Source organism: Pseudomonas sp. SWI44 (assembly GCF_002947915.1).
Taxonomy (GTDB): Bacteria; Pseudomonadota; Gammaproteobacteria; order Pseudomonadales; family Pseudomonadaceae; genus Aquipseudomonas; species Aquipseudomonas taiwanensis.
In genome coordinates this window covers 5,424,298-5,438,087 of sequence record NZ_CP026674.1, presented here as the reverse complement: position 1 = coordinate 5,438,087, position 13,790 = coordinate 5,424,298, and the positions used below count along the sequence as shown (strand labels likewise).

General features: G+C 62.7%; 7 protein-coding genes. 2 read left to right on the top strand and 5 right to left on the bottom strand.

Translation table 11 applies throughout. The annotated features are described in order from the left end of the window. Positions 1-6 precede the first annotated feature (6 nt). The 4 genes from C4Q26_RS25635 to mnxG are packed head-to-tail and all read right to left on the bottom strand — an operon-like array spanning position 7 to position 9,179. Positions 7-672 carry an SCO family protein gene (locus tag C4Q26_RS25635; RefSeq protein WP_104883879.1) on the bottom strand — a complete coding sequence of 222 codons (666 nt, stop codon included), beginning with the start codon at positions 670-672 and terminating at the stop codon, positions 7-9. Then, positions 669-1,334 carry an SCO family protein gene (locus C4Q26_RS25630; RefSeq protein WP_023380661.1) on the bottom strand — a complete coding sequence of 222 codons (666 nt, stop codon included), beginning with the start codon at positions 1,332-1,334 and terminating at the stop codon, positions 669-671. Before C4Q26_RS25630 ends, C4Q26_RS25635 begins: the two co-directional genes overlap by 4 nt. Next, positions 1,331-3,307 carry a cytochrome D1 domain-containing protein gene (locus tag C4Q26_RS25625; RefSeq protein ID WP_023380662.1) on the bottom strand — a complete coding sequence of 659 codons (1,977 nt, stop codon included), beginning with the start codon at positions 3,305-3,307 and terminating at the stop codon, positions 1,331-1,333. Before C4Q26_RS25625 ends, C4Q26_RS25630 begins: the two co-directional genes overlap by 4 nt. A 16-nt stretch (positions 3,308-3,323) precedes the next feature. After that, the gene (gene mnxG / locus C4Q26_RS25620) at positions 3,324-9,179 is read right to left on the bottom strand and encodes a manganese-oxidizing multicopper oxidase MnxG (RefSeq protein ID WP_027906918.1); all 5,856 of its coding nucleotides are present in this window, start codon (positions 9,177-9,179) and stop codon (positions 3,324-3,326) included. A 322-nt stretch (positions 9,180-9,501) separates the two neighbouring features. On the opposite strand from mnxG, the gene C4Q26_RS25615 reads away from it, so the two are divergent. Continuing rightward, positions 9,502-10,365, top strand: coding sequence for a GGDEF domain-containing protein (locus C4Q26_RS25615; RefSeq protein WP_104881739.1), 864 nt, complete (start codon positions 9,502-9,504; stop codon positions 10,363-10,365). Positions 10,366-10,471: 106 nt separating this feature from the next. After that, entirely contained in the window at positions 10,472-10,807 is a 336-nt protein-coding gene (locus tag C4Q26_RS25610) for a hypothetical protein (protein WP_023380665.1), read from the top strand. Positions 10,808-10,864: 57 nt separating this feature from the next. Here C4Q26_RS25610 and C4Q26_RS25605 read toward each other — a convergent pair whose 3' ends face one another. Continuing rightward, a complete protein-coding gene (locus C4Q26_RS25605) occupies positions 10,865-13,672 on the bottom strand; it encodes an amino acid adenylation domain-containing protein (RefSeq protein WP_104883878.1) in 2,808 nt (935 codons plus the stop codon). Positions 13,673-13,790: the final 118 nt, after the last annotated feature.

The following is a 13,790-nucleotide window of genomic DNA, read 5'->3' as shown; positions in this document are numbered from 1 at the left end:
TGGTGTTCACCGACCTGCAAGGGGTTGGGCCAACAGCTGCATACGCTGGGCGATGGCCACTGGCGGTGCGTCCGGACGGATCTTGCTCCAGCGTTTGCCTGCCACATCCCCGGCAATCAACTGGGTCGAATGCTGTTCGGGGCTAGGCAGGAACTGGCCGATACGCCCCAGCACCAGGTCGACACTGGCCTTGTCACCGGTCAGGAACAGCCAGTTGGGGCCATCGACACCTTGCTTACGGGCATAGGCCTTTAGCGCAGCAGGCGTGTCGTTTAGCGGGTCGCTGCTGATGGAGATGAAAGTCACCTGGTTGGCCAGTTCCGGCCCCATGGCGGTTCGTACCTCCTGCAACTTGCGAGTGATCAGCGGACAGGCGTCGTTACAGTGGGTGAAGATTACGTTCAGCATCACCACCTTGTCCTTGAGCACATCACTGTAGAAGCGCAGCGCGCGACCGTTCTGGTCCACCAGCAGGGTGTCGGTGAACCAGGTGTGGGCGTCGCGGGTGCCGCCGCCACTGCTGTACGCGTGCGGTGCCGGTTGTGGCGCCGGGGCATCCGGCGCATGGCCGTCGTGAGCCAACGCCACCGAGGTGAGGATCCACAGGCAACCGACAAGCATCAGCCAGTCGAAACTACGCATGCCGCAACGGCGAGAGGTCAGGCTGCTCATGGTTGCACCTCGGACTGCTCAGGGTTGGCGGCGATCGCCGTGCTCTTGGCGTGCACCCGGCGGGCGCTGAGGCGGTTGATTTCCTCGATCAGCACGGCCGGGTCGGTAAAGCCGTAATAGCGCGTCCAGTGGCCGCTGCGACCGTCGCCTACCAGAATCAGGGGCGGATGCTGGCGCAGGTCGGCGCTGAAGCTCCCCAGGCCCTTGAGGGTTTCGCTGATGGCATAGGGCGAGCCGGTCAGCCAGCTCCAGCCAGGCCCATGCTGGAAGGCCTTGGCATAGTCGCGCAGGCGCTTGGCGTCATCGCGCTGGGGGTCGACGCTGATCGACACCAGTTGGATCTCCTCACCTACGCGGCCGCCCAGTTGCTGCTGCACCTTGCCCATGATCGAAGACACCACGGGGCACACCGTGGTGCAACGGGTGTAGATGAAGCCCATGACCACCAGACGCTCGCCCACCAGGTCTGTCTCCAGGCGCACCGGCATGCCGTTCTGGTCCAGCAGTGCCACATCGGCAAAACGAACGCTGGCCTTCTCCTGACGCGCAGCCGGAGGTTGCTCGGCGGCACCGCTGTGGTCGTGGCCGGCGTGGGCCTGCGCCAGGTTGCTGGCCAGGACCAGGCTCAGGGCAAGCACTTTGCAAGCATGCAGGCTGTTCATCGCACACTCCTAGTTTCAGCTTCAGGGGCTTTTGACACGGTGGCCGGCAGGACACGCAGGCTGGTGTAGTTTTCCTCGGCGAACTTGCGACCCAGCGAAGGCGACTGGACATGCAGGTACCAGGCGCCCGCCTCGGGCAGGTTCAGCGCAGCCTGGTAGACCCCCTCGCCCACTTCCTTCAACGCCTCGGTGCGCGGCATTGAAGAAGGTGCCAGGAAGTAGCGCAGGCTCAGGTCGCTCAACCCTTCGCGTGGCTTGCCGTCATCGCCGAGAATGCGTACCCGAGCGGTGAACGCGCCCTGTTGCGCCAGAGGTTGGTCGGTGCCGATGAATTCGGCATGGGCACCCTTGCGTCTGAGCGCATTGGGAGCGCTCGTCACATCGGTACTGAAGCAGTGGATGATCTGCGGTTGGTTGAGCAGGAAGGCGACATCGAACTTGCCGGCCGCCGGCAGTTTCACCGTCGAACCATACACACCCGGCGCCAGTTCGCGCAGGCTGCGGTCGATGACGATGGCGGCGCGGGCCTGGTGGCCCCGGTTGTTGTAGCCGGACATAGGGGCATTCATGCCCTCGGCATAGAAGTAGGTGGTGTTGTCTACCGGGTTGACCACGAACACCGAGTTGTCATCGCGTGACACCGACAGGCCTTGTGCGAGCGGCAAGTCACCCGCCTGGCGCGGCGCGGCGGGGCCGGCTTCGAACCCCTGGGTGATTGGCTCACGTCCCTCGCCCAGGCTGCTGAGGTTGATCATGCTGACTTTGGGCGAGGCCAGGCCGCGCACATAGGCATAACCTTTGGTGAAGGTCAGCTGGTACGGTTCGGCTGCGACTGGGATGCGGTGGATCAAAACGTCGGTACTGGCATCGATGACCAGGGCCTGGCTCTCCAGCGTGTTCAGCACGATGCCGTAGCGACCGTCGCTGCTAAAGCGCATCGGTCCCAGGCCCTGCTCTGCCTTGATGATGTGGCGCAATTGATGACTGCGGGCATCGAACACCCGCACCGAGCCCTCCTTGCCATCGACCACATAGATCGCCTGGGACAGCTGCGAATAGGCCACCGAAAGCGGGTGCGGGCCTACCTGCAGGGTCTTGAGCAGGCGCATTTCGGGGATATCGATGATGCTGAGCGTGCCGCCATCGCGGTTGGTGATGAAGGCGTAGCGCGAGTCGCCGCTAAACGCGATTTCGTGGTGGCCGGAACCGGTGGCGAACGATTTCAGCGTCGTGCGTGCGGGTATGTCGATCACGGTCACCCCGCCCTTGGCCGGGTCGTCGCTGTTGTTGCCGACCCATAGCCGATGCTGGTCTGGCTGCAGCGCAACGCGCACAGGCTGATCGCCGGCGTCGAGCGTTGCCACGCGGGTGAAGGTTTCAGTGTCGATCACCGCCACCTTGCCGCGCTCTGGGATCGACACGAACACCTGTTTGTCGTCACCCGTGGCAGTCCAGTCCATCGGCCGCCCTGGCAGTTCGATGCGCGCCAAGGTACTGGTCACGCCGCCGACCGATACGGTAGGGTCGATCACGGTCAGGCTGGCGTCCTTGTTCAGCACGAGGAGGAAGTAGCTGTTGAGGTCGAGCAAGGGCCTGGCACCGATGCTGCTTTTGAGGAACAGCGCCACCCTCGCCTTGCAGCTGTTGTCACGCTCGCCGCTGGGTGCCGACTGGGCCGGGTCGATCCAGGCACCCGGCGCCATGCCCGACAGCGGCTGACCGCTGGTCTGGTCGCTCACCTTGAAGCGGATGTTGGCGAAATCGCCCTCGCGCAACTCGCCACCGGCCAGTGGCCGCGCCTCGAACTCCACGGTCACGCCGTCCCGGCTCATCCGGTGCAGGGCCTGCTCGTCGGCAGCCTCTTGCAACAACTCGCGAGGGTCGCACCAGAGCTTCTCATACGCAACGCCCAGGCCGATCAGCGCAACCCCCAGCATTACCCCCATCAAAGCAGGGCGAGTCTTCTTGTTCATGCTCGCGTTCCCCTCGTCACTGCGCTGGCGCCGTCGTCGGCGGTGCTTCGTTGGTTACCCGCAGGATGCCCCACAGCCCGGAAAGGTTGCCGTAAGCGGCATAGTCGCGGAACAGGTAGTCGCCTGGTATGGCATTGGCGCCCCCGGCACTTGGCAGCATGAAGCTGAAGTGCGCGGCTGGCAGCACACTCTCCTGGGCACCTATGTACATCGACATCGGGTTGTAGCCGAAGCGGACCGATCCGATCCCCGGCAAGCTGCTCGGGTAGCCATCGACATCGTTCTTCTCTGCCTGGTACGCGTGCAGTGGCCACAGATGCCCGTCCAGCTGGTAGGTCATGCCTCGGCTGCCCCCACTGGGCATGACGATGTGGTTGCGCACCGCCTGGCCAGGCTTGGCATACAGCACCGGGGTCAGCGGGTCGCCACCGACCAGGGCGTTGCTGTAGGCCATGTGGGCATTGGGCACGTCACCAAAGCCCAGGCCATCGGCGCGGCCGAACGGTGAGTCCGGGGCCATGCCGAAGCGCAGCCACAGCGGTTCGGTCTTGTAGTTGACGGCCATGTTGCCGTTGTCCTGGGGATCGCCCGCCGCCCCATTGCCCTCGGTGTTGATGCCTTCCACTGGACGGCCATCAGCCCAACGCATGTTCAGCGCTCGTTGCCAGACCGTGACGAAGTCGCGGTAGTCCGGCTGGCCAGAGACCTTCACCGTGGCCTGGGCGCGGCTGGCAGTGTCCTCGGTCCAGGTCGCGGTTTGCGGCAGGATGCTCATGGCGCCCACCAGGCCTTTCTGCGGCTGTTTGATGACGTCCGAAGGGGTCAGGTTGAGGCCACCGAACTCGATGGGGGTGGTGTTGATGTTGTCCACCGTGCGCCCCAGTTGCAGCGCCGGCTTGCCCTCCCGTTCCAGATGCCCGGCGTAGTACTGGTACACCTTGGTCGGGTAGGCACCACTGGTACCAGTGCGTGGTGGAACGGTCTGCACCGGGTTCAGGCCCACGTTCACGCCATCGGACTTGGTGATGTCATAGGCCAGCAGTTGCGCGTGCAGGCCCACATGGCTGGACGGACGCATCAGGTTGTTGGCGAAGGCTGTGGAACCTTCGCTGTCGAAGCGGTCGCGCTTGACCACGTTGTGCATCACGGCGGTACTTGGCAGGTCTGGCATCACCAAGGGCAGACGGTTTTCCAGGGTGATGCTGATGCAATCGCCTGCGTTGGCGCGCAGAATCAGCGGCTCCACCGGCACCCCCGCCTTGAGCTTACCGGTGGTGGCGTCCAGGTCGGCCTTGCGCACATACAGCACGGCGGTGGGGTCATGCAGCGGTGCGCTGTGGCCACCGATGGTGAAGGTCCCACCGTCCTCCGGATCGACACCCGAGACTTGCGCGATGCTGGTCCTGCGGCTGTTGAACACCAGCGTGCCGCCATTGGCCTTGAGCGGTCCGCCGACATGCTGGCCAATACCGGCAGGGTCGTTGATGCTGACCCCGTTGCGGTTTTCCAGAATGTCGTTGGCCAGCGCCGCAACGATCTCGTAGTTGCGCTTGACCGTCGTACGGGTGCCGATGCCATTGGGGTTGGCGGTGGTTTTCGGGCAGATACCGTCAAAGTTCACCGTGTTACGCATCGCCACCGGCTGTGGGTTGTTAGGCAGCGGGTAGAGGTCGGCGCGTTGGGCGGTATAGTTGCGCATGATGCCCCAGATGCCGTTCCAGTAACCCTCGAGTGCCGCATCGAGGGAGTACAGATAATCGCCATTGGTCGCGGCAGAACTGGAGATCATCGACACCGGCGCCATGAAGCCCAGCTGCTCGGAAATACCGATCATCTGCGAGGACTTCCAACCCGAGTTGGAGCTGTTGCCGAAGCCGCTGCCGTTCTGCAGCCACTTGACACCGTGCAGAGTGACGTTGTGCTCCTCTTCATGCCCACCAGCGTGCATGCGCAGGCGGACGTTGTCGCCCGAGTAGGTGCGCAGCATTGGGGTGAACGGGTCGCCTGGCTCGCTGCCAGCCTTGTTGATGTGCGGCGGGAACAGCGTGGTGCCACCGGTAGGCCCGACTGCCGAGGTGATCGCCGAAGGCGCCAGGTTCATTGCCGGAATCGCGCGGTCGGTCCGGCTTTGCAGGGCATAGCTCAGGTCGCCGCCGAGGCCGTCGGCCTGCATGCCACGCTTGCCGTCCGGACCGACCTTGTTCGGGTCGAACACACGCAGGGCAAGCGGCTCGTTGCGATAGTTGACGACGAACATGCCGGGGTCGTCCACGGAGATCGCCTGCGGGCATGGGCGGGTCGGGCAGCCAGGGTTGATGCCGCCGCGTTCTTCGACGATCGCTTCCAGCAGGTTCGACGCCTTACCCCGCACTGGCGGGTTGATGGCGTAGCGGAAACTATCGCCGGTAGCCGGATAGGCCTGACCATTGGGGATGCCGTCGGGACCGGCACCTACATACACGCCGGCTTCATAGGCATGCTGGAAGTCGCTGTACTCCAGGAAGAACTCGCGATAGCTGTCGTTCTTGCCGTCCCCATCGTTATCCCCCGTCTGGATTACTGCCTGCCACGAGGTTGGGCCGCCGTCCTGGCGCAGGGCCGGGTTGTACAATTGCTCGCCGGTTTCGGCGTGGTACCAGGTGGACCCTGCGGGTTCGGCCAGCACGGTGGCGTACAAGCCCAGTTGCTGGTGGGTCGATGGGCCGAGGTGGTCGTGGGTGAAGATGGTGCCCAAGCCACGGTCGACGTTGTACACGTTTACCAGTGGGTCGGCGAACCAACGCTGCATTGCCGAGCGCGCGCCGAGCCAGTCGGCCCTGCCGAAGCGACCGAAATACGGATGTTGCTTGGCTTTCGGGCAGGCAGCGGTGCCGTCCCGCGCGTCGCCTTCACTGCAGTTGTTGAAGGAACGGATGGCAGCTATGCGCTCGACGACGCTGCCAGGCGAGAGAATGCCGTCTTCATAGTTCCAGCCGTTGGCCGAACCATCGGCCGCCGTGAGATCCCATTTCGGCAAGTGAATGTGCTGCCCGATCACATCGGTCGGGGTACGTACCTGGTAGTCGTCCATTTCATAGAACGACGGGATCAGGTTGGTGTGGGTGTACATCGTGCAGTCGAAGGTGTTCATGCGCATCACCAGCGGCTCGGGTGGACGCTGCTTGGTGATGACCGGCCAGGCGTCCTCCCAGAGTGAGAGAATACGCGCCTGCGGGAAGTGGTAGCCGACCTTGTTGTACACCGCGTCGAACTGGATGTTGGCAGCTTTGTAGATACGTGGACGGTCGGCGGTGAAGGTGGACGAGCCGCGGAAGCTCATGCCCATCAGGCTTTCACCACTGAAGAAATCACCGGGGCCCGAGGTTTGGGTCAGGCGTTTGCCTCGGTCATCCATGCACGGCTCATAGAAGGGTGCACCCGCGGTTGGCAGTGCACCGTTGGTGCGAAACGCCTTGGCAACCGGCTGGCTACCGGGGATGAGCGCATAGCTTGGGTGTTCGGCCTTGGCGTGGAACTGCATGGCCGCCTGCTCGACGTCGGTACCTTCTTCCGGCAAGTAGATGGGCTTGGCCTTTTCAACCACCTTGGAGAAGTCCAGCTTGGTCATGGTGGTGACAGCCTCGCCACCTGCGGATACGCCGTCGAGTGCATGGCGGCCCAGCCCCCCGTCCCAGCCATCGACCTGGTTCGGGTCGAGGTTGGCCCACAGGGCCTTGCCGCTGTCCTTCAGTTGTCGGGCCAACGCCGGGTCGAGCATGTCCAGCGGTGGGGTCGGTGGCCGTTGGCCCACACTGCTCTCCATGCCGCCGATCCAGAACGGATAGCCGGGGTTCTTCAGTGTGCCATCGGCGTTGCGGTTGGCCTCGGTACGGTCCACCAGTGCCAGTGAGCCCACCGCCTTGGCTACTGCAGGCTCATGACCATGATCGTCGTCACCCTCCTCTTGACCCTCGTTTTCTTCCTGCCCAGCCACCAGGGACTCGGACAGCTTTGGCACCACCACGACCTTGCCTGGCATCGGCGCCATTGCCTTGCCCGGGAGCGGCACGATGGCCGGAATTGGCGTACCGGCGACAATCTCGCCGTCAGGCAAAGCACGGGCGCCCGCAGCGGGTTTGCCGCTGCGCAAGGCGAATGGCGTGCTGTGGTAGCCGCTCTCGCCCTGCCCGCTGACCTCCAGGCGCGTGCCTTCCTCGAACACATCGTGCACCCGCCACATTGCCCACATGCCTTGCGCGAAGTGTGGGTAGAAATGGCAGTGGTAGATGGCATCGCCTGCCACACGGTTACGGTTGCCCGAGCCACCGTTGGCGATTTCGTAGGTGTAGCCGATACCCGGCCCGATACCTTGGGCATCGATGTAGTCGGAGTTGTCGTCATTGGGGTTGAACAGCCACTGGTGCCCGTGCAAGTGGAAAATGTGCTGTTCATGACCATTATGAGTGTTGCGGAATTTGGTGAAATCACCGATGTAGCTGTGGTGCACGTTGGCCGGCTCCGCCGGGTACAGCGCCATGCTGGCCTTGACGCCGATGGCACTGGCCGGTGGTACTTCGCCTGGGCGGATGTGCTCCAGGCCAACGTTGGCCGGGACATCCACCAGGGTACCGATGTCTCCTACGGTATGGGCGCTCAGGAAGAACTCTTCATACGCGCACGACAGGCAGTCGTGCATCGGCCCAACGCCCAGGCGATTGGCCACCACCTCCGCGCCCATGCCGCCAGAGCCATAGTTGATCATGAACGAGTCGCGGGCCGGCTCCAGCACATGCCCCATCACCGGGTCGGCCCAATAGCCAGGAAACGCCTGGGTGCCTGCGACTTCATCGGCAAACTGCGAGGCGAAGTCGCGGAAGGCTTCCAGCCGGTTGGGCAATGCCGGGTTGCGTTTATTGATGCTTTCCAGCGGATAGGTCGAGCGCGGGAAACTGCCGTCCGGGTTGGGCCCCATGACGATCGCATCGGTGTCGCTGCTGAGAATCTCGTTGCCGTCGACCATGGCGATGATCGGCTTGCCGGCCTTGCCTTCGGCGATCCAGGGTTCGACCTGCGGGTATCGCGCTTCGTAGTCGATTACCGGCTGGCCAGTGGCAGTACGCCCCGTCGTGGCCAGGCGCATTTCCTCTTCAGTCAACGTGTTTCGGTAAGTACGACCCAGTTTGGGTACCACCACCACCTGCCCGAACAAGCCGTTGGCAACATTGCCAGCGGCACCTTCGCCGCCAAAGGTCGCGGCCTTGCTGGTGGCTGCAAATGCGCCTTCACGCTCGGCATACAGGGTGTAACTGCGAGTACTGCCGGGCGCAACCAGGAAATTGCCGTTACGACCGGTGTTGGCAGAGATGTCGGCAATGCTGTTGACCGCCTGCATGCCATTGACCTGGAAGCCGACCAGTCGCTCGGCGACCTGCTCATCGGCAACGAAACCTTCGCCGCCTTCATTCTCGACCTGGTTCTCGACTTCCGCCTCCCCCTCGCCTTCAGGTGCTTCCACATCGAAGCCATGTTTGTTGGGGTTGGCCTTGTAATCGAGCAGGTTGGTCAGGTTGACGGTCAGGCAATCACCGGCAGCCACCCGCAGCACGATCGGCCGCGGGCGCTTGTCCGGGCGCAGGGTGACCTTACCCGGTACGGCCGCACCGCCATTGCTGAGCGGTACGAGGTTTTCATCCACCACATCCTGGCGGAGTGCGAACATCATGCCGTTGGCGTTTTGTGCGCCGAGGCGGTTGAACATCAGGGGCTGGTCCAATGCCACCACGTTGGCGACCAAGGTGCGCTGGCACTGCACCGCCGCTTCGCTGGTAGCCTGCCAACCGAGGACGGCCAGCACGAGTGAGGTCAGGACAGAGCCTTTGATCGGGGTCGACATGCTGCACCTCCGGGACACAGGTAAACTGCGAGGAGACGGAGCAAGGTGTATGCCATTTGGTAAAATGGCAGTATTTTCAATTACTTGAACAATCTACCGAACGGTATTGGGGAGGATTCCCCACCCCTGTTCCCCCAATTGGGGGGACCCACTGGCAAGCGCCAGTTGGACTCAAGGTGCTTTCGCTTCCTATTCAGTACATATCGCCGCTGGCAAATCTTGCGTCGGCCCTTGCGCAAGCCCCCCGGAAATCTGCAGGATTACACGCCGCCCTTCTTCAAGAACGGGCAATGATCAAGTGCCGCACAGGACACCGTTGCCGATGCCCGTCGACCTGCAAACACTCTACCCAAGACTGATCCACCTGATGCTGGACACTGTGTTCGTAGTCGACCGGGACAACCAGATCGTTTTCGTCAGCGATGCGTGCGAGGCCCTGCTGGGTTACCGCGCTGAAGAGCTGATGGGCACCCTGATCACCGACTACATGCATCCAGATGACCTGTCGGCGACCCGTGCGTCGATCATCAGGGTGATGAACGGTCAACCCCATTTCGATTTTCGTAACCGCTACCTGCGCAAGGATGGCGAAGTCGTGCACATCCTGTGGTCGGCCTTCTGGTCCGAAGAGATCGGTGCTCGCATCGGCGTCGCGCGGAACGTGTCGGCTCTGACCAAGGCTGAGGAGGATCTGCGCTTTCTCGCCCACCACGACCCATTGACCAAGCTGACCAACCGCTCGATTTTCAACGACCGGCTCGAATCGGCACTGCGGGCTGCTCAACGTCACGGCCGCAGTCTGGCGTTGCTGTTCCTGGACATAAATGATTTCAAGCACATCAACGATGTCCATGGGCATGCGATGGGCGACCGCGTGCTGTGCATGATCGCCAGGCGTCTGGAAGGCTGCGTGCGCGAGACCGATACGGTGGCGCGCATCGGTGGGGATGAATTCACGGTGCTGATGACCGATGTCCAATCGCAGACCGCCGTGTCAGAGAAGGTCGCGCAGATACTGGCGGTGATGTCCGAGCCGTTGGGGACCGAATTCAATGGGCTGAACATGCCGTCCTGCAGCGTTGGCGTGGCCTACTACCCCGAAGATGGGGAAGACGCCGATACCCTGCTCAGCCGTGCCGATGGCGATATGTACCGGGTCAAACGACAACGCTCCACCACGGGCTGAATTTTTTAGGCAAAATGCCACTACTCTGACTTTCAATCCCTGAACCCTGCCGCTAGAGTGTCGCCGCCGGGAATTGGATCCCGGTCCTCGTGTCATGGAGAAGTCAGTGAAGTACCTCAGCAAATGTGCAGCAGCAACCGTTCTTGGCTTGGTTCTGGCCGGTTGCACCGGAGCACCGATCCAATCTCGGCACTATGACAGCAACGAATACACCGTGCTCGGCCACAGCCAGGCAAGCGCTACGGGTATCATGCTGTTCGGCATCATTCCGATCCGCCAGAACAACCGCTTCGTTCGCGCACAGAACGCGGCCATCAAGGCCAAGGGTGGCGATGCCATGATCAATACACAAGTGCAGGAAAACTGGTTCTGGGCTTGGGTCCTCAGTGGCTACACCACCACCATCTCCGGTGATGTGATCAAGCTCAACAACGTGCAGTAACCCTTTCGCGCCACCTGTCGAGCCAGCTCGGCCGGTGGCGCAGGCCTGATCGCTGCGTCAGGCCACCGGTTCCGCGGTGTCCACACGGCGTTTCTGCCCGGAGCCATTCCAACGCATCACGACCACACGTACCGCCCAGTTCCAGCAATACCCCACCAGCACCCCGCCGACAATGGCCAGCACCACGGCAAACGCCTGGTGATCGAAAAGACGCCGCGCCACGGACTGGAATTGGAAGTGCGTCAGGTAGATGTACAGGGTCGACGAAGCAATCGCCGCCGCCGCTCGAGCGATGATCGCCGGCACTGCGACCGGCCGCAGCCAGATCAACGCGAGAATCGCCGGCAGTGCAATGTCGATAAACCCAAGTTTCGCGACCTCCTCCCCACCATGGCCCGCCAGTGCGACCAAGTCCAGCTCACCGATCACCAAGACCGCCACCGCGCTGACGACCCATTTGCGTACCGTCGAATCGGCAAAGTGCACGGCCATGCCCAACACCATGATCGCGAGGAAATGCTGTGGTACTCGGTTCAATAGCACCGTGGCGTCGAAGACGAAGGACCTCAGCAGCACATCGAGCACCACCAGCGCACAGGATGCCAGCACCAGGTTGCGGAACGGGTTGGCCATGACTCGCCTACGAATCCGGTCGACCGACAGCAGCAGTCCGATGATCACGATCATCTGCAGCAGCACCTCGATGTACCAGGAGTTGAACACGCCGACCTCGGACGTCGGGAACCAGTTGTTGATCAACAACAGCGATTGCCAATGGAAGGTATCGAACACCAGCTGAGTCAGTACGTTGTAGCCGATAGTCGGCACCGCGATGGTAGCAACGGACTTCACCAGGGTTCGGGCGTCGCCACGTTCATCGATGGCCCGGAGTTGAAACCTGGCCAGGCTAAGGCCAGAGATGAGGAACAGAACCGAGGTCTCTCCCACCACGCGCCAGTTCTCGAACACATGGAAATGGCCGATGACGATGAGCAGGATGCACAGCACCCGGAGCAACACCGGTATTTCCATGGCCCGGGTTGCCAGCCCGGATGCCTTGGCCTGCCCGGCCATTTCCGCGAGCTCGCGCACCGCAGTGGTCTCCCACCGATCCGGTAGATGGCCAAGCAGTGACTCCAGCGCCATGGAGGCCTGGACGAAGGACAGCGAATCGCCGCCCAACTCGACGAAGGTCAGGTTGGCATCGACGTTCGGCACCTGGAGGATCCGCGCCCAGGCCTCGCTGAGCTGGACCGCCAGCGGGGATAGCTCATGGCTACCGAGCGCTGCCGTAGGTGCCTTGTCGAAGGCCGGGGGCAAGGCCCGCTTGTCTATCTTGCCGTTGGGCGTCAGGGGGATGGCATCGAGAAACACGAACAGCGCAGGCACCATATAGTCTGGCAATTCACTGCCCAAAGCATCACGCAGTGCAGCGGCCGTTACGGGCTGCGCAGGGACACAATAGGCCACCAGCCTGACCATCGGACCGTCGTGATTGGCCAGTACGACGCACTGTTTGACCTTCGGGTGGCGGGCGATGGCGTTTTCGATCTCTGCCAACTCGATACGATGCCCGCGAATCTTCACTTGACTGTCAGCACGCCCGAGGAAACTGACGCTGCCGTCTGGCAGATAGGTCCCCAGGTCGCCGGTGCGGTAACAGATGTCGTTCGCGGCCCCTGTGAAGGGGTTCACCACGAACTTGTCAGCGGTCAACTCGGCATCGTGCCAGTAGCCCAGCGACAGGTACGGGCTGCGGATGTAGATCTCCCCCGTTTCACCCTCGCTGACCTGTTGCCGGGCCTCGTTCACTAACAGCAACTGCGCGCCATCGATCCCCTTGCCAAGCGGGATCTTGCCGCTTTCGGTTCTAGGATCGACCTGGTGGAACGCCATGGCCTGTGGTGTTTCGGTGGTCCCGTAGAAGTTGACACTGACCGTGAGCGGAGCGATGGCCCGGATCTGCTGGTACAACGCCGGACTCAAGGCGTCGCCGCCCCAGAACAAGTAGCGCAACCGCTCGAACACCAGTCCGTTCATTCTGGCGCCGGTTTCGATCAGCTTGCCCAAGGGCGGCGTCAGGTGCATGACCGAGATACCCTGTTGCTCGATCCAGGCGGCCAGCGCCGCCGGGTTGGTCAAGGTAGCCTGGGCTGGGCAAATGACTTTCGCCCCGATCGACAAGGGCGTGAAGACGTCCCGATATACCGGGTCGTGGCCCAGGCCCGACAGCATCGAAAAGCAGTCGTCGCGGCTGAAACCATGATGACGGACATGCCAGTCGATGAAATGCACCAGCGGTGCGTGGTGGGTCACGACTCCCTTGGGTACCCCGGTGCTGCCGGAGGTGAAGGTGATGTACGCTGGCTGGCCAGGGTCGACCTCGGGTAACGGCAGGTAGTGGCCGGCGAATCGCCGCAGGGCCTCGCCGGGCGCCTCGGGCACTTCGATCAGGCCTGGCTGCGGGCCTGAGGGGTCGAGGTCGAGCTGGGCATCACCGCACAGCAGGACCTGCACAGGTTCAAGGGTGCGGATGATCTGGTTCACTCGCGCCGTCGGATAGGCGGCGTCGGCAATGGTGAACGTCAACCCCGCCCGCAGGGCGCCGAGCATGGCGTAGACCATGCCGGCACAACGGCTGGCGACGATCACCACCCGATCGCTGCCCTGGGCACCTTTGGCCAGCAACAAGACCGCCATGGCTTGGCTGATCGCTTCAAGTTCGTGGTAACTACAGTGGGTATCGTGGGCGATGATCGCGGTGGCATCGGGCGTTTGCCTGGCCTGATGCAGGAAGTCCAGGAAGATCGGCCGCTCGGCACGGTATTCCAGGAACAGTGTCGGGTCCGGACGCGAGTCCTGCATGGTGGGTGTCTGCTCCGAGAGATCGGGACGTGCCTTGCGTGAAAACCGCAGGACGATGACAGAACGTTAGTGCACGCTGGCCGTTATCGCCAATGGACGGCGCAACGACACATCACTG